Genomic DNA, 16,820 nt, shown 5'->3' on the forward strand with positions numbered 1-16,820 from the left:
TGCGGTGGGCGCGCTGAGGACGGCGGGCGTGACGGGTGCCGCGAGTCCGGCGGCCGAGCCGAGTGCGGCGAGCGCGCTCGGGCGTCGGGGCGACGCTCGACCGCGCGGACGGTCGTATGTGCAACATTGTCCGACGTGTTGATATATATCTTCGGACCGCCGCCGGCGTCAGTCGAATATCTCGCGGCGCTCGGACGCCGAGAGTTCGGCGTGAATCGCGTTGGGCGAGCAGTGTTCGCACTCGCGGGCGGGATTAGTGCTCTGCTCGAAGGTCCAAAGCGGCCACCCGAAGAGGAAGAACGCCTCCATCTGGTGGCGCTCGATGATGGCTTCGGCGGGCTTGCCGCAGTTCGGACACCACTCGTCGCCGTCGGCCGGCTCTTGGAACGTCACTTTCCGGCGGCCGAACCCGGCGTTCGAGTACGCCTCGCTTCTGGACATCTCGACGAGGTCCTCGGCTGGATACGGGTCGGAATCGACCGCGTTGTCGAAGCCGGTGTCGGTCTCGACGCTCGACGCGAGATACGGCCCGACGCTGACGGTGTTGTCGTAGCCGACGAAGTGAACCGAAACGGCCGCGCCCCGACCCTCGACGCGCACCTCGTGGCCGTGGCCGACGAGGTAGAGCTCCACGTCGGCGGTGACTTTCGTGAGGTCGATGTCGTGGGCCATGCCGACCGCGTAGACGCCCGTGTCCGGGTCGGTCACGCTCCCCGACTGCTTCCAGCCGAAGGTGGACACGTCGTAGTCGTCGGGGGCGGCCGCGGGCGTTGCCTCGCCAGCGTAGACGTTCTCCGCGCCGGGTGCCGAAACCGCGCCGTCGGCGGCGTCCGCGGCGATGAACACGTCTTCGGCGTCGCCGAGAAGCACGTCGCCGGCGACCGACTGGACGTAGCCGTCTTCGAGACTGCCGCGGATTTCGGTCTCGACGGCCGCGTCGCCGCCCGTCCCATCGCCGACGGCCGCGTCGTCGGTCACCGGCGCGTGGGTGAAGACGTACTCGGCGTTCTGCACCGCGAGGTCGCCGGCGACGCTCGCGCCGCCGACGAACACGTCCGCGGGGTCGCGGAGTTCGACCGGGGGTCGTTCGGAGCCGTTGAGCGTCACGTCGCCGTCGTAGGTGGAAGCGTTTCGGGTCATCGGTGGGTGTTGAGCGTCATCGGTGGGTGTTGGGCGTCATCGTCGTCTCCGTGTGCAGCGCGAGGTCGTACTCCGGGTAGGTGTGGTACGTCTCGTAGCCACCGTCTGCGATGCGGATGGTGGTCCACGCCTCCGGGTCGAACCGGTAGGCGACCGTCGCGTCGTCCGGGCCGGGGAAGGCCTCGAGCGGCCGACCCTCCACGACCGTTCGGGCGTCGAGCCGGTCGCTCTCGAAGCTGAACTCGCGTTCCGCGCCGGCGGACAGCGGCGTCCGATGCGTCCGTTCGTGCGGCAGCGGCTTGCACGAACACAGCTCGTGGAAGTCGAGCGCCGGCAGGCCGACGTAGTGGGACTCGCCGATGACGGTGAGGACCGCCGGTTCGCCCGCGAGCGTCGCCGGGGCGACCGTCTTCACGTCCACGGTCGTCAGGTCGGGGACGTCGGCGCTGTAACCGAAGTACAGTTCCGTCGGTGTCTCGGCTGGCGGCGACGGGTCGGCGGGGGAAGGCGATTCGGTCGTGGAAGGTGGGTGGGAGGGCATGGGAAATCAAGTGTCGACGAGGATGTCGTAGTTCGGGTGGAAGATGGAGTTCTCGCGGACGCCGCGGTAGTGCGGGACCGCGTGCCACTCGACCGCGCCGTAGTGTTCCTCGCGGGCGCGGACGTACCGGGTCGCGCCGTCGCCGGTGAGTCGGGGGCGGTCGCCGGGGGCGAGCACGTAGAACTGCTCGACGCGCTCGGTCTCGCCGTCGTCGTCGAGATCCTCGCGCACCCAGTAGGAAAGCTCTCGGGTGAAGCCCGCGGCCCCGACGGTGTTGACGAACGCCTTGTGGTGTTCGGGGTAGGCGTCGGGCGAGTAGCCCCACGTCACCGCGACGCCGTCCTCGGAGAGGTGGGTTCGGACGGAGCGGTAGAACTCCGTGGAGTAGAGGGTGAGCAGGTCGTCGTCGGTCGCGCCGGGGATGTCGAGCAACACGAGGTCGTACGTCTCGTTCGTCTTTTGGAGATAGCGGTAGCCGTCCGCGACCGTCGTGTTCAGCCGGTCGTACTCGTAGGCGTCGTCGTGCCAGCGGGCGAAAAACGGGTCCGTCTTCGCGTCGCGCATGAACTCGCCGTCGAGGTCAACGTGGTCGACGGTGACGCCGTACTCCCGCAGGTGGTCGACGGCAATCCAGTCGCCGCCGCCGACGACGAGCACCTTGGTGTCGGGGCCGGGGTCGACCAGCGACATCGGCACGTCGACCAGCCCCTCGTGGTAGCTGTCGGCCCAACTCTCGCAGAGTTGGACGGCCGCGCCGAGGCGGAGGCACCGTTCTGTCCGCCCGTCGAAGTGCGGGTTCGGGCCGGTGCCGGTCCAGGTTCGGTCGTACCGAATGACGTGCTGGTAGGCGGTCGTCTCCTGTGAGGTGACCGTCGCGCGTATCGCGCCCGGCGGGTACTCGTTTTCTATCTGCTGTTCGAGGTAGAGCTGCGACAGGCGCTCGTCGGCGGCGTCGTGTTTGGCGACGACGCCCGCGTAGGTCGCCGTCAAGAGGAGGCAGACGACGAGGAGCGTCTTCGAGACGCGGGCGGCCGAAAGCGAGCGGTCGGAGCCGTCCGTTCTGGCGCTGGCGGCCGCGTTCCCGCCGGTGCCGGCGCTTGCGGACGCCTCGTCGCCGCCGAGGGGCCACCACGACCACGCACCGAAGTGGGCGACGAAGACGAGCGCGGCGACCCCGTTGAGGAGCGCCAGCACGAATATCGTCGGGATGAGGCCGATACCCGGGTAGAGGACGCGAGCGTAGACGACGGCACCGGCGAGGCCGCCGACGTAGTCCATCGCGAGGACGACCGAAAGCCCGCTTCTGCGGCCCTCGGTCCGCTCGACGGTCCAGAGGGTGCCGACGGCGGCCACGACGAAATCGTGGATTCGCGTGCCGACGGTCCGGAGCCACGAGGGCGTCGACGACCCGTCGCCGTCGAGGTCGTCGAACATGCGGGTCAAAAGCGGGAGTTCGAACCCGGAGAGGAACCCGACGACGACGACCGGCAGGCGGGCGACGGTCCAGACGAGTTCCGCGGGCACCGCCTGCGGGATGCGGACGCTGTTGAGGCCGACGATGAGCAGGAAGCCCGCGGGTGCGGCCGCGGCCAAGAGCACCTCGGTGCGGAAGAAGTTCCCGCCGAGGGTCTCGCCGTCGAGGTCGTCCGAAAGCGCCGCGCCGATGCCAAGGCTGAAGAAGTACAGCCCGACCGTGATGACGTACTGGGTGACCGTTCCGCCGTACATCACCGTCAGCAGCTCCGAGTAGACGAACTCGTAGGCGAAGCTACAAAAGGACACCACGAAGGTGAGCGTCAGGAGCGTCGCCGTGTCGGTTCGTGTGTTAGACATCGATGGAAGGCGAGTCGGTCGCGGCGGACGCGACGATGTCGCCGCGGCGGTCGTCGTGGTTCGTCCCGGTCAGATGCGCGGGGAGACTTTCCACTCTTCCTCGATGGAGTACCCCGCGTCACCGATGCCGTCGGTGACTTCGAGGTCGTAACACTCCCAGCGGAAGTCGTGGTTCACGTCGTCGCCGACGATGTGCGCGCCGACGCGGTACCAGCCGTCGCGACCCAGTTGGCTCCCGTCGGACATGTCGTACTCGGCGGTGCCGCTCGGGTCCTGTATCTCGCGGTCCCACGGCACCGGGCCGGCGTCGGGCGCGTCGTCGCGCATCGCCGCGGTCGACCCGAGGTAGGCGATGCCGAGCGCGGCGACGCCGACCGGGAACCGGCTCACTTTGCCGGCGTTGTTCTCGTACCAGTCGTCGGCGTAGTCGCCGCCGTGGTACCACGCGTGGCCGTGGACGGTCCGCGGAGCGGAGGCGTAGCCGCCCGTGCCGCGACCGGTCGCACCGCGGCCGCCACCGCCGCCGCCCTTTCCTTTCGCGCTCGCGACCCCGACGGGACTGAGCGCGGCCAGCGACTGCGGGTCGAACCCTGACAGCGACGACTGGTCGGCGGCTTCGTAGCGGGACATCACCCACGTCTGGTCGGCGAGGTCGACGACGAGCGAGCCGTCGGACACCTCGAAGTCGGAGACGACGCTGGACTTTCGCGGGGGAGGGGAGTTCGAGCCGAGACAGCCGGCGAGCCCGCCGGCGGCCCCGAGACCGGTCAGTTGGAGGAACGTGCGGCGCTTCATGGGGACTCTCGTCTCTGTCAATCAGAAAACTAGGATAACAGTCTTGTGGTTCGATACGTTCGGCGTGAGAGAAAACCGCGCCGGCCGGTGCGTATCTCGGAACGGGGCCGCGGTGGGCCCGCGGTGGGCCCGCGACCGCGCCGACCGCCTCGTGTCGCGGCGAACGCACACGAGCGGCTACGCGGCCAGCGGGATGATGATAACGAGGAGCTTCGCGTAGACGACCATGAACAGGAGCGCGAAGGGGTAGGTGTTACCGTAGCCCGCCGCGACCTCGTCGGCTCCGGTGGCGTCGACGGCGGCCGCGAGACCCTTCGTGTCGGTGTGGCCGCCCGTGATACCGCCGGCGGCGCTAATCCAGTCCATGCCCCAGACGTAGCGAGTGAGCGCGAGCCCGGCGAGGATGGCGATAAAGCTCGTCAGCGCCGAGGCCGCCACGATTTGGAGGCCGTACTCGGAGATGGTTGCGAGGAAGCCGCCGCCGGCACCGATGCCGACGACCGCGAGGAACATCGCGAGCGTGAACGCCCGAATCTCCGAGAGGATGCCGGTGTCCATGCGCGTCGGCACGGGACCCACCCGGCCGAAGTAACCGAAGACGAGCGCGGCGACGAGGACGCCGCCGGTGGTCCCGAGCGAGGGCGTGCCGAACGGTCCCATCGGAATCGGAATCGACCCGATGACCGCGCCGGCGACGATGACGAGCGCGTAGCCCATCACGCTGAACGTCACCTCGGTGACCGACGAGCCCGATTCGTCGTCGTCGGTGCCGCCGATAGCCTCGTCGAAGCCGCGCTTCTCCTCGTCGAGGTCGAGGCGGGCGATGACGGGGTACAACTGCTGGAACACGACGATGACGAGCACGCCGACGACGTAGCCGACCGAGTGGCCGATTTGGTAGTCCTGCCGGGCGGCCGCGGGGAGGGCCTCGATAGCCGACCCCAGCCCCGGACTGCTCGTCAGCGCGCCCGAGAACGACCCCATGATGAGGGGCGTCGACGCGTTGGGGAAGACGAACTGCGTCCAGACGTAGGTGAGCGCCAGCGCGACGGTCGGCATCAGCACCGCGACGGCGACGAAGTTGAGCCCGTACGCCTTGACGGTCCCCTCGATTTCGTGCGCCGCGATGAGACCGACGGCGGCGACGAACAGCGCCAGCGTGAGCCCGCTGTACGCGTCGGGGACGGTGAAGCCGAAGTGGCCGAGCACCAGCCCCGCAAACAGCGGGCCGGCGACGCCGAACTTGACGCCGCGGAAGCTGATTTTGCCGAGCCCCATCCCGACGAGCACCGCGAGGAACAGGACGAACAGGCCGTTGCCGACGAGCGACTCGACTATCGCCACGGGCGGTCACCCCCGAGACCGAGATGCACGCGAGGGGTCGAACCGCACCCGACCGAGCACCGTGACGGGCACTGACATAGTTGAATGTTCGGTGACATACACATGGAGATTCACAGATACGGTGGATAAGGCTTGATTCGATTCTCACGGGCTGACGACGAACCAAAAATCGCTGGACGGCAGCGCACACACTGTATTCTACGGGATATTATCAGCCGCCACGTCGAGACGGCTCGGTCGGCCCACAATCAATCATCATCTATGTGAAATGATTCGCGGAGTTCGGTCGTGAGTCGGTGCACGTCCAACTGTTCCGGCAGGTCGTCCCGGCCGTCGTGGTCCGTGAGCGAACCGGGTTCGAACGCGGGGTTCCGCTTTTCGACCGTCTCCAGGGGAACCTTGGTCGTGACGGTGAAGTGTTCGACCGGCGAGACGAACCCCCAGAGCGCGCCCGCGGTGTTGAGAACGACGAGAACCGGCGTCCACGGGACCGCGAGGAGCGTGAGTTTCGACTCGGACCAGTAGCTCGCGACGCCGACGCCCGTCACGACGAACAGCGTGGCGAACTCGACGAGCGAGCCGATTCGGTAGAGCATCAGGTCGGGGAGCGCGCCGGGGACGAGAAACGTGAGGAGCGTTATCAGCGGGATGAGCGGCGAAAAGCCCCACGCGACGAGGCGGAACTGGAGGAACACCTGATAATGTAGCGGCAGGAGGTCAGAATCCTGTCGCGTCCCCGAGAACCACCGACGGCGCTGTTTGAGCATCGTCATCACCGACGGTGGGGCCTGATTGCGGAACTTGCAGTCCAGCACGTTGAACTCGAGGTTCGTCGCGCTGGCGGCGCGCCACGCGAAGTCCGTGTCCTCGGTGATGGTCTTCGAGTCCCACGTGATGTCGTTTTCGAGGCGCGTCCGAATCGCGATGCCGCCGCCCCACGCGTACAGCGGGAATCTGAACCGGCCGAACGCCCGCTGCTCGCGCTGGTAGCCGATGCGGAACACCTCCGAGAGATACGTCACCCACGACCCGGTGTACAGCGGGAGTTCCGTAATCTGGACGATGTCGCCCTCCGGCAACCCCTCGAAGTTCGCCATCAGCGTGTCCTCGTCGAGGTAGAGGACGAACTCCTTGTCGCAGGGAATCTCGCGGCGCGCCCATTCGAGCGCCCGGCCCTTGTGGGTCGCCGTGCAGGTGAACTCCTCTGGGACGACGTGGACCGACGCACCGTCCACCGAAATCGGCTTCTCGGCGACGACCCGAACGTCCGCGAGGCCGTCGGGGACCGCGTCGACCGTCGATTGGACGATTCCCGCCGCGTCGATGGTGATGATGCGGACTTGGATGTCGTCGTAGCCGTAGGCGACGTCGTCGGCGGCGATAGTCTGTCGCCACGCGAGGACGAGCACCTCGACGAACCACGTGAAGACCGACGCCGAGTAGAGCGCGAAGACGGTCCAGACGAGCATCAAGAGGACGAATATCGCCAGCTCGGACTGGACTTCGAACATGTAGATTAGACATACATTCTTGGAGTAATGAATGTACGGACTACGGAATCGACCGACTCGGTGCGGGCCAGGAGCCGTCGCCCGCGACGAGACAGAGCAGTGCCGGAATCTGAGAACCAGCACAACCCACTTCCCCCGTGTTGACCGACTGACTACCAATGGCTGATTCCACGAGCGGCGTCGCGGAGGCGAAAGCCGACACACTGCGGGAACAACACCTCCAGCTCCTGCTGGAAATCGAGCCTGCAAAGCGCTGTTCGTGCCCGTTAGCCGGCCCCGACTCGGCGGTCGAAGACGTCCACACGCAGCTCGACGGCGACGTCTGCCACGCCGAGGTGACCGTCGGCGACGGGGACGCCTCGAAAGTGGTCCACGCGACGACGAGCGTCGGCGACGACTGTCTCTGCCGGGCGTTCGCCGAGTTCGAATGCGTACCGCGAATCCGCCGCGCCGACGGCGAGTGTATCGTCGTCGAGACGTATCTCTCGGACCGCGCGGTCATCACCGACCTCGTGGAGCGGCTCGACGAACTGACCGAGCGCGTCTGTCTCAGGCGACTCACCTCCGACGGGCGCGGCGATTCGACCGAGTCGAAGACGGCGACGATCGACCTCTCGTCGCTCACGGCGAAGCAGCGCGAGGCGGCGCTCATCGCCGTCCACCACGGCTACTACGAGACGCCGCGACGGACGGAGTTGGCGACGCTCGCGGAGGCGCTCGGCATCTCGAAGTCGGCGCTCTCCCAGCGGTTGAACGCCGTGGAAGCCAAGCTCGCGACGGCGGTGTTCGACTCCGAGTAATCCCTCGACCACCCCGCAAAAACGGCAGACAGCTGACGTTCGAGACGGCTCGGTGCGACGTCGAGTATATAAACCGCTTCATTATCCAGCGGGTGGCCTACCGAGGCCGCCACCCTCGGTACGTGTGTAACCATGAGCGACCCACAACAGCCGCGACTGACTCCGCTCGACGAGTGGGAGACGGAAGCGGCGAACATCCTCGACGGGGGCGATTACGACGCCGAGTTGGGACTGCGGATGGCCCGCGACGCGATTCGGGTCTCGAACGGCGAACTCTCAGACGAGGCGTTCCACGAGAAGTACCACGAGGCGGTCGTCGCGGAGTTCGGTGAGGACGCCCGCCCGACCGAACCGGAGGGGTTCGATGAGTGACGACGGACGCGGCTCGACGGGAGGTGGTGGCGACGGCGACGGCGACGGCGTGTTCAGACGCGACGTGCTGAAAGCCAGCGGGGCCGCGGCCGTCGCGCTCGGACTCGGGGGCGGCGGCTACGCCTCCTCGCTGGCCGAGACCGCCACCGAACCGGCGTCGAGGCAGAACCCCGGCATCGAGAGCTACGTCGGACAGGACGAGATTATCAGGACGGCGTGCGCGCCGAACTGTCGCGGGAAGTGTCCGCTCGAAGCGCACGTCCGCGACGGACGCGTCAGGAAAATCGAGCCGCAGATTCCCGAAGACGAGCGGTACAAACGCGCCTGTACCCTCGGGCTGTCGCACACCCAGCGCATCTACAACGCCACGCGGCTCAAGTACCCGATGAAGCGCGTCGGCTGGGAGCCGGGGAGTCCGAACCCCGAGGGTCGCGGCGACGACGCCGAGTTCGAGCGCGTCACGTGGGACGAGGCGCTCGACTACATCGCCGCGGAGATGGAGCGCGTCCGCGACGACTACGGCCCCGAGAGCGTCTACTTCGAGACGGGGTCGGGGAACAACGGCATCAGCGGCACCATCCAGAGCCGGCTGTCGTCGCTGTTCGGCGGGACTCAAAAATCGTGGTCCATCGACATCAACGTCGGACTCGGCTTCAGTCGACTCGCCGGGGCCGGCTTCTTCAACGTCCCGACCAACGAGGTCGTCGACTGGCGGAACGCGAACACGGTCATCGTCTGGGGGTCGGACATCTTCGCCAGCAACCTCCAACAGGACGCCTCGAAGCTCCTCGACGCGGTCGAAAACGGCGCGAAGCTCGTCTGCGTCGACCCGGTGTACACGAACACCGCCGCGAAGGCCGACCTCTGGCTCCCCATCAAGCCGGGGAAGGACACGCTCCTGACCCTGTCGATGATTAAGACGGTCCTCGACGACGGCACCTACGACACCGAGTTCCTCCGGAAGCGGACGCTCGGGCCGGCGCTCGTCCGCGACGACACGGGCGAACTGCTCGACGCGAGCGACGTGTTCGACGACGTGACCGAGGACCTGCCCGTCGCGGTCGACGAATCGACGGGCGAGCCGGTCGCGCTCGAACCCGAGACGTACGGCGAGTACGCGCTGTTCGGTGAGTACACCGTCGCCGGCGTCGACTGCCACACGGCGCTTTCGCTCCTCGAAGAACACGTCTCCGACTACGACCCCGATGCCGTCGCCGCCGAGGTCGGCATCAACGCCGACAACATCCGCACCGCGGTGCGCTGGCTCGCAACGCGCGGCCCCGGCGGCATCGCCTCCGGCTACGGCGTCGACCGCTACAAGTACGGTCACACCTTCGGGCAGGCGTACGCCATCCTCCTCGGGCTGACCGGCGACTTCGGTCGCCACGGGAGCATTCAGGGGAGCCACCCGCTCGGCGGGTCGTACGACAACGGCGGCTACGACGCCCCCGAGGACGGGCCCGGAACCACGTCGCTCCCGCAGACGGACATCCTCACCGCGATAGAGTCCGGCGACCCCTACCAGCTAAAGGTGATGTACTCACAGGAGTCGAACTTCATCGCCAACCAGATGCCGGACAGACAGCGGTGGCTGGAGGCGTCGAAGAACCTCGACCTCATCGCCGTCGCCGACATGCACCACACGCCGTCGGTCCAGCACGCGGACATCATCCTCCCCGCGTCCCACTGGTTCGAACGCGAGGACGTCGTCGACACGTGGGGCGGCCACCCGCACATCATGTACCGCCAGCCCGCCCACGACCCGCTGTGGGAGTCGAAGTCCGACCACTGGATGCTGGTCAGGCTGGCCGAGCGCCTCGGCTTCGGTGACTACTTCAACCGCGATAAGTCGGCGACGCTCCGAGAACTGCTCGCCAACGACGACGAGGTGGACTACGAGACGCTGAAAGAACAGGGAACGGTGAAGGTGAGCACGCCGGTCGTCAAGTTCACTGGGGAGTTCAACACCCCGTCGGGCCGGCTGGAACTGTACGACGAGGACGCGCCGACCGAAGGCGGCGTCACGCTGGAACTGCCGAAGCACATCGAGAGCCGGACGGCCGACGACTGGGACACGGCGGAGGACTACCCGCTGATGTTCATCCAGAAGCACTCGAAGTGGCGCATCCACTCGCAGTACGAGTACCAAAACTGGCTGCGGGAGATAAACAACGAGCCGCAGTTGGACATCAACCCGAAGGACGCCGCGGCCCGCGGCATCGAAGACGGCGACTACGTCCGCGTCCACAACGAGCGCGGCGAGATGGTCGTGAAGGCGAAGCTGAACGACGGGATGCAGCCCGGGCTGGTGAACACCGACCAGGGCTGGTGGGGAAGCGACTACGTCCGCGGCCACCACAACGACCTGACCCACACGGACGTGTGTGAGGTGACGGGGAACTTCGCGTTCTACGACACCAGAGTCGAGGTCGAACCGGCGCCGAGCGACGTCGACACGAGCAAGTACACGAGCGACCAGCCGACCGGTTCGGGCGCGACCAGCGCCGGGGCGGGAGGTGACTGACCATGACTAACTACGGCTTAGTAATCGACCAAGAGCGGTGTATCGGCTGTCACGCCTGCGCCGTGACGTGTAAACAGGAGAACAACGTCGGCCTCGGCCAGTACTGGAACCGCGTGCTCACCGAGGGCGGCGACAAGATGGACACGCCGGCCGGGACGTACCCGGAGAACGGCGAGGACGGCACGCTGGAGATGTCCTACCAGCCGACGGCCTGCCAGCACTGCGACAACGCGCCGTGCGTGAAGGTGTGTCCGGTCAACGCGACCTACACCCGCGAGGACGGCATCGTCGAAATCGACTACGACAAGTGTATCGGCTGTCGCTACTGCATGGCCGCCTGCCCGTACAACGCCCGCGTGTTCAACTGGGACGAACCGCAGACGGTCCCCGAAGACGGCACCGGCGACGTGCCGGCCCGGCCGCAGGGCGTCGTCGAGAAGTGTACGTTCTGTTCACACCGCGTCGAGGAGGGGCTCGACCCCGCCTGCGTCGTGAACTGCCCGGCGGACGCCCGCATCTTCGGTGACCTCGACAACGAGGAAAGCACCGTCTCGAAGTACATCAGAAAGTACCAGACGACGCGACTGCTCGAAGACCGCGGCACCGACCCGAAGACGTACTACATCCGCGGCGAGATGAGTCCGGGTCGCCCGCAGACCTCCGACAAGATGGAGAGCGAACTCGACGACGTGTCGGTCTGGTCGGAGCCGAAGGACAACGGTCCGGTCGAGGAAAGCGGCGGAAGCGGCGGCGGCGGGTCGCACGGCTCGCTGTCGAACGACGCGCTTCCGCACGTTCCCGCGTTCGAGGGAGGTGACGACTGATGTCGAGAGAGACCGCCACCTCGCGGTTCGTCGTCCCCGAGTTCGGAAGCGCCGGGAAGCTCTGGGTGGGCTTTCTCGCCGCCGTCGTCTTAGTGGGCGTCGCCGCGTGGGCCTACCAGCTCACCACCGGCCTCGTCGTCACGGGGATGCGCAACGTGTTCTCGTGGGGGCTGTACATCATGATGTTCGTCCTGTTCGTCGGGCTGTCGGCCGGCGGGCTCATCATCTCCAGCGCGCCGAAGTTCTTCCACTCGCACCGCTACGAGGGGTTCGCGCGCCTCGGGGTGTTGGTGAGCCTCGCGTGCATCACCGTCGCCGGGCTGCTCATCCTGCCCGACATCGGCCGCCCCGAGCGCCTCTACCAGTTTTTCACCTCGCCGGACTTCCGGTCACCGATGGTGTGGGACTTCGGCATCGTCATCCTCTACGGCGCGCTGAACCTCTGGTATCTCTGGCTCCTGACCCGCCGCGACCTCGCGGCCCGCGGGTCGCGGCTGGCGCTCGGCGTCGAGGACACGGAAGCCGGCCGCGAGCGCGACCGGACGCTCATGTTCTGGACCGCCGCCGTCGCGCTGCCGACCGCGGTCGCGCTCCACTCGGTCACCGGGTGGATTTTCGCGACGCAAATCGGCCGCGGCGACTGGTTCAGCCCGCTCGTCGCGCCGGTGTTCATCGCCAAGGCGCTCGTGTCCGGGCTCGGTCTGCTGTTGGTCGTCTCCGTCCTCGTCTCGCGGTTCACCCGCTTCAGCGTCGACCGCGAGGAGCTGACGAGCCTCGGGAAGGTGCTCGGCATCTTCCTCGCGTTCCACGTCGTCTACCTGCTCGCGGCCGAGCGCCTCCCGCACGCGTGGGCCGACCACTTCGGGTTCTGGGCCATCACCGAAAGCTTCCTCATCGGTGAGTCGGCGTACTTCTGGCTCTGGACGGTCGTCGGCGGGGCGGTCCCGCTTGTCATGCTCGCGCTCCCGTCGTTCCGCAAGCGCGTGTCGGTCATCTTCACCGCCAGCGCCCTCGCGGTGTTCGGGACGACGTTCGAGGGGGTTCGACTGGTCTTCACCGGCTACGACGCGGCCAACATCAACGCCGCGCCCGGCATCTCCGTCGGCGGCGAGTACGCCGGCGTGACGACCGACATCTGGGCGACCGCGGGGTCGTACACTCCCACGCTCGTCGAGGTCGCGGTCACCGCTGGCGTCATCGCCATCGGCGCGCTCATCGTCACCCTCGGACTGCGGTACGTCCCGGTTCAGGCGGAACCCGAATCGACCGCCGTCGCGACCGACGGTGGCGAGACGCGGGGGGAAGACCGATGAGTGAACCCGCCGCCCAAAGCCCGAGCGAGGGGAACGAGAAGTACGAGGAGCACGCGGCGGCCGGCGACGCCTTCGAGTCGGCTCGGACGGCGACGTACGCGGTCCTCGCGGCCTGCTGGCGCGAACCGACCGAGCGGCTGGTCGAAGTCGCAAACGACGGCGAACTGTCGGCGTTTTTCGGCCCGCTGGAGTCGCTCGAACTCCACGCGCTGCGAAGCGAGTACGCCCGGCTGTTCATCGGCCCGGCCGGCCCGCCGTGTCCGCCCTACGAGAGCGTCTACCGCGACAGGGCGGACGACGACGAGTTCGGAGAGGTACTGGGACCGGCGACGACGGCCGTCGAGCGCTGGTATCAGGCGTTCGGCGTCGAGCACCGACCCGAGCAGCGCGACCTGCCGGACCACGTCGCGACGGAACTGGAGTTCTGCGCGTACCTCGCCGAACACGGCCGCGACGACCGCCTCGACCAGTTCCGCGACGAACACCTCACGCAGTGGGTCGACGACCTCTGTGACCGGGTCGAAACCGAGACGCGGTCGCCGTTCTACGCGGCGCTCGCCCGGACGACGCGGGAGGTGGTCAGCGACTGACACACAGCCGAGTTGGAACCGCCGAACCGAACGCACTCACCAGGTCGCTCCCGCGCCGAGTCGACTCGCTTTTTCGACCTCTTTAAAAGCCTTAATTATCAGCGGTTACATACACCGTTAGAGTCAACCGATATTGGAGTAGTGAGTACGCATGCACGCACACCACGACCGGTCGCGGCCGGCGACCCCCCTCTCCGAGTCGATTCTCGTCTGCGGCGACAGTCGAGTGTCGCTGACCGGCCCAGAGCTACGCGGGTTAGCCAGCGAGGACCGAACAGTGACGGTCGCGTGCGCGTCGGGGACGCGACACACCGCGACGTGGACCGGGGTTCCGGTCCTCGACCTCTTTGCCGACGCCGGCCTCGACGACGAGACGACGCACCTCCTGGTCGAGAGCGCCGACGGCTATCGGGTCTGCATCGACGTGTACGCCGCCCTCGACGCGGTCGTCGCCTACGCCCGTGACGGGACACCGATAGGCGAAGAACACGACTACGAGACGCGCTTTATCGCGCCCGACGTCGACGGGTCGCGGACGGTGAAAGGCGTCCGCGCCGTCGAGGCGCTCGCGCTCGACCCCGCCACCGACCCCGAATCGCTCGAAGACATCTTCAAGAAACCCTGACCAGATGATGCGAAAGAGACAGAACCGACCGGACCGGACGGACGCGCCGACAGCGGCGGCCGCGCCGAGTCTACGGCCCACGCCGGACGCGACGGCCGTCGTCCTCGCCGGCGGCGAGAGCACCCGCTTCGGGCCCGGACACAAGGCTCTCGCGACGCTCGACGGGGAGCCGCTGATTCGGCGCGTCGTCGGGACGCTCCGAGCCGTGGCGGGCCGCCCCCCGATAGTCGCGGTTCGGACCGCAGACCAGCGCGAGCGCCTCGCGCAGGCGCTCCCGAGGGACTGGGACGTGCGGTTCGTCCGCGACGAACCGAGGCTAGCGGGGCCGCTCGCGGGCGTCACCGCGGCCGCCGACACAGTCACCACTTCGTGGCTGTTCGTCGCCGGCTGTGATATGCCGCTTCTCGAACCGCACGCGGTGGCGGCGCTGTTCGAGTGCGCCGCCCGGAGCGACGGCGACCGCGACCGCGACCGCGACCGGCACGTCTCAGCGGACGGCGACCGCCCCAGTCCGCCGGCCATCGTCCCCGTCTCCGAGCGCGGCCACGAACCGCTTCACGCCCTGTACCGTCGTGCCGCGGTCCGAGACAACGTCTCCGAACTCGCTCCCGACGACGGCCTCGGGGCGCTTTTGAACCGACTCGACGGCGTCGAGTACGTCGGATTCGACGCGCTTCCCGAGAGCGTCGACCGGTCGGTGACGAACGTGAACACGCGCACGGAGTTGGCGCGGGTCGCCGCCGGAGACGAGGTGCGGCGATGAACCCCGACTCGGCCGCGGGTCGGTCGAGCAGACGGGCGTTCCTCGCGGCCGTCGGCGGGGTCGCGGCCGGCGGCCTCACCGCGACAGCGGGCTGTCTCGGCCGGGGTGAGGAAGCACCGACCGTATCGATTCTCGCCGCCGGAAGCCTCCAGCGGGCGCTCACCACCGAGTTCGACGCGCCGGACGGAACTCGCATCGAGGTCGAGGCCCACGGCTCAGCGCGCGTGGCCCGGATGGTCGACGACGACCAACGCGACCCCGACATCGTCGCCCTCGCGGACCCGGCGCTGTTCGACGCGCCGCTTTCGGTCCCGTGGTACGCGACGTTCGCCAACAACGCGCTCGTCGTCGCGTACAACCCCCAGACGGAGGGCGGAACGCGGGTCACCGAGGCCGCCTCGTGGCCCGACGCCCTCCTCGACGACGCGGTCAGCCTCGGTCGGACCGACCCCGACCTCGACCCGCTGGGCTACCGGACGCGGTTCGCGCTCGCGCTCGCGGCCGACCACTACGACCGGCCGGCGCTCACAGCGGACCTGCTCCGCCGCGACCAGATATACCCCGAGACGCAACTGCTCGCGCAGTTCGACGCCGGCGGCGTCGACGCGGCGTTCGTCTACCGGAGCATGGCCGTCGAGCGCGACTACCCGTACCTCGAACTCCCGGCGGCAATCAACCTGAGCGACCCCGACCACGCGTCGGCGTACGCGACAGTCAGCTACACGCTCCCGGACGGCGTCACCGTCCGCGGCGGCCCGATTCGGTACGCCGCGACGCGCCGCACCGACACGGCGGCGGCGAAGTCGGTGTTCGAGGCGCTCGTCGGGACCGCCGGCGACTTCCTCGAACCCTCCGGGTTCACCGTGCGCGCGAGCCACCCACACTACTTCGGAGATGTCCCACCGACAGCCTAACCGCCGCGAGCGCGGCGTCACGCGACTCCTGCCCGAGACGTGGCGAGGCCTGACGCTGCTTCTCGCGGGGGTGCTTCTCCTCTACTACCTGCTTCCAATCGGCGCGCTCGTCTTCGCGCAGTCGCCGGCGTCGCTGGCTACCGACGTGACGAACGAGGTCGTCCTGACCGCCGCCACCAATTCCGTCGTCGCGGCGACGCTCAGTACGCTGGTCGCCGTCGCCTTCGGCGTTCCCTTGGCCTACTGGCTCTCGCGCACGTCGTTCCGCGGCCGCGACGTGATTCTGGCGCTGGTGATGCTCCCGCTCGTCCTCCCGCCGGTCGTCAGCGGGATGTTACTGCTCAGACTCGTCGGCCCCGCCGGCCTCGGCCAACTGACGAGCGTCCCGCTGACGCGCTCGCTTTTCGGCGTCGTTCTCGCGCAGACCTACGTCGCCTCGCCGTTTCTGGTCGTGACCGCGAAGACGGCCTTCGACGGCGTGGACAGGCAACTCGAAGCGGCGGCCCGCTCGCTCGGAGAGGACCGCGTCGGGAGCGTTCGACGCGTGACGCTCCCGCTGGCGAAGCAGGGCATCCTCGCCGGCGTGACCCTGACGTTCGCGCGGGCAATCGGAGAGTTCGGCGCGACGCTCATGCTGGCGTACTACCCGCGGACGCTCCCGGTGCAAATCTGGGTGTCGTACCTCTCGACCGGCCTCGACGCCGCGTTCCCGGTCGCGCTCGTCCTCGTCGGCATCGCCGTCGGGGCGATTCTGCTGGTCCACGCGCTGGGGACGAACCCGTGGGAGTGAACGGACAGAAACCCACCATCGCGCCGCACCCGAGGGTCGAGTGCGGCGGCCCCCGAAGCGACCGTATGCCCGTCGCGAGCGTGGGCGACGAGACGGTCGTCTCCGGCGAGGCCGTCGTGTTGTCGCTGGCGCACGACGGGG

Annotated in this window: 16 protein-coding genes; 10 read left to right on the forward strand and 6 right to left on the reverse strand. The window is 68.0% G+C overall.

Annotation, left to right across the window (positions count from 1 at the left end; all coding sequences use genetic code 11):
- Positions 1–168: 168 nt before the first annotated feature.
- The 6 genes from DEQ67_RS18575 to DEQ67_RS18600 form a co-directional block, all read right to left on the reverse strand.
- On the reverse strand, positions 169–1,140 hold the full coding sequence (locus tag DEQ67_RS18575) for a hypothetical protein (RefSeq protein ID WP_115861421.1): 972 nt from the start codon (positions 1,138–1,140) through the stop codon (positions 169–171).
- A 16-nt stretch (positions 1,141–1,156) separates the two neighbouring features.
- Positions 1,157–1,681 (reverse strand): hypothetical protein, encoded by a 525-nt coding sequence (locus DEQ67_RS18580; protein WP_115861423.1) that lies wholly within the window; start codon positions 1,679–1,681, stop codon positions 1,157–1,159.
- A 6-nt stretch (positions 1,682–1,687) separates the two neighbouring features.
- The gene (locus tag DEQ67_RS18585) at positions 1,688–3,514 is read right to left on the reverse strand and encodes a spermidine synthase (RefSeq protein ID WP_115861425.1); all 1,827 of its coding nucleotides are present in this window, start codon (positions 3,512–3,514) and stop codon (positions 1,688–1,690) included.
- A gap of 69 nt (positions 3,515–3,583) precedes the next feature.
- Positions 3,584–4,309 carry a hypothetical protein gene (locus DEQ67_RS18590; protein ID WP_004041177.1) on the reverse strand — a complete coding sequence of 242 codons (726 nt, stop codon included), beginning with the start codon at positions 4,307–4,309 and terminating at the stop codon, positions 3,584–3,586.
- A gap of 177 nt (positions 4,310–4,486) precedes the next feature.
- Complete coding sequence (locus tag DEQ67_RS18595) at positions 4,487–5,653, reverse strand: hypothetical protein (protein ID WP_004041176.1); 1,167 nt, start codon at positions 5,651–5,653, stop codon at positions 4,487–4,489.
- Between the two features lie 248 nt (positions 5,654–5,901).
- The gene (locus DEQ67_RS18600; RefSeq protein WP_115861427.1) at positions 5,902–7,164 is read right to left on the reverse strand and encodes a glycosyltransferase family 2 protein; all 1,263 of its coding nucleotides are present in this window, start codon (positions 7,162–7,164) and stop codon (positions 5,902–5,904) included.
- Between the two features lie 158 nt (positions 7,165–7,322).
- Here DEQ67_RS18600 and DEQ67_RS18605 point away from each other — a divergent pair, with 158 nt between their 5' ends.
- From DEQ67_RS18605 to DEQ67_RS18650, 10 genes are all read left to right on the forward strand, one after another.
- Complete coding sequence (locus DEQ67_RS18605; protein WP_004041174.1) at positions 7,323–7,964, forward strand: helix-turn-helix domain-containing protein; 642 nt, start codon at positions 7,323–7,325, stop codon at positions 7,962–7,964.
- A gap of 132 nt (positions 7,965–8,096) precedes the next feature.
- Complete coding sequence (locus tag DEQ67_RS18610; RefSeq protein WP_115891583.1) at positions 8,097–8,336, forward strand: 4Fe-4S ferredoxin N-terminal domain-containing protein; 240 nt, start codon at positions 8,097–8,099, stop codon at positions 8,334–8,336.
- On the forward strand, positions 8,329–10,860 hold the full coding sequence (locus DEQ67_RS18615; RefSeq protein ID WP_115891582.1) for a molybdopterin-dependent oxidoreductase: 2,532 nt from the start codon (positions 8,329–8,331) through the stop codon (positions 10,858–10,860). Before DEQ67_RS18610 ends, DEQ67_RS18615 begins: the two co-directional genes overlap by 8 nt.
- A 2-nt stretch (positions 10,861–10,862) precedes the next feature.
- Positions 10,863–11,684 carry a sulfate reduction electron transfer complex DsrMKJOP subunit DsrO gene (gene dsrO / locus DEQ67_RS18620; protein ID WP_004041170.1) on the forward strand — a complete coding sequence of 274 codons (822 nt, stop codon included), beginning with the start codon at positions 10,863–10,865 and terminating at the stop codon, positions 11,682–11,684.
- Entirely contained in the window at positions 11,684–12,997 is a 1,314-nt protein-coding gene (gene nrfD, locus DEQ67_RS18625) for an NrfD/PsrC family molybdoenzyme membrane anchor subunit (RefSeq protein WP_115861431.1), read from the forward strand. The genes dsrO and nrfD overlap by 1 nt, the downstream gene beginning before the upstream one ends.
- Positions 12,994–13,587, forward strand: a complete 594-nt coding sequence (locus DEQ67_RS18630; RefSeq protein ID WP_115861433.1) for a TorD/DmsD family molecular chaperone — start codon at positions 12,994–12,996, stop codon at positions 13,585–13,587. The genes nrfD and DEQ67_RS18630 overlap by 4 nt, the downstream gene beginning before the upstream one ends.
- 151 nt (positions 13,588–13,738) lie before the next feature.
- Positions 13,739–14,212, forward strand: a complete 474-nt coding sequence (locus tag DEQ67_RS18635) for a molybdopterin-dependent oxidoreductase (RefSeq protein WP_006600054.1) — start codon at positions 13,739–13,741, stop codon at positions 14,210–14,212.
- A gap of 4 nt (positions 14,213–14,216) precedes the next feature.
- Positions 14,217–14,975, forward strand: coding sequence for a molybdenum cofactor guanylyltransferase (gene mobA / locus DEQ67_RS18640; RefSeq protein ID WP_115891581.1), 759 nt, complete (start codon positions 14,217–14,219; stop codon positions 14,973–14,975).
- Positions 14,972–15,889, forward strand: coding sequence for an extracellular solute-binding protein (locus tag DEQ67_RS18645; RefSeq protein WP_004041165.1), 918 nt, complete (start codon positions 14,972–14,974; stop codon positions 15,887–15,889). The genes mobA and DEQ67_RS18645 overlap by 4 nt, the downstream gene beginning before the upstream one ends.
- Positions 15,870–16,679: a molybdate ABC transporter permease subunit gene (locus tag DEQ67_RS18650; protein WP_004041164.1), complete on the forward strand. Its 810-nt coding sequence runs from the start codon at positions 15,870–15,872 to the stop codon at positions 16,677–16,679. The genes DEQ67_RS18645 and DEQ67_RS18650 overlap by 20 nt, the downstream gene beginning before the upstream one ends.
- The last annotated feature ends 141 nt before the right edge of the window (positions 16,680–16,820 follow it).

It is taken from the genome of Haloferax sp. Atlit-48N (genome assembly GCF_003383015.2).
GTDB classification, from domain to species: Archaea; Halobacteriota; Halobacteria; order Halobacteriales; family Haloferacaceae; genus Haloferax; species Haloferax volcanii.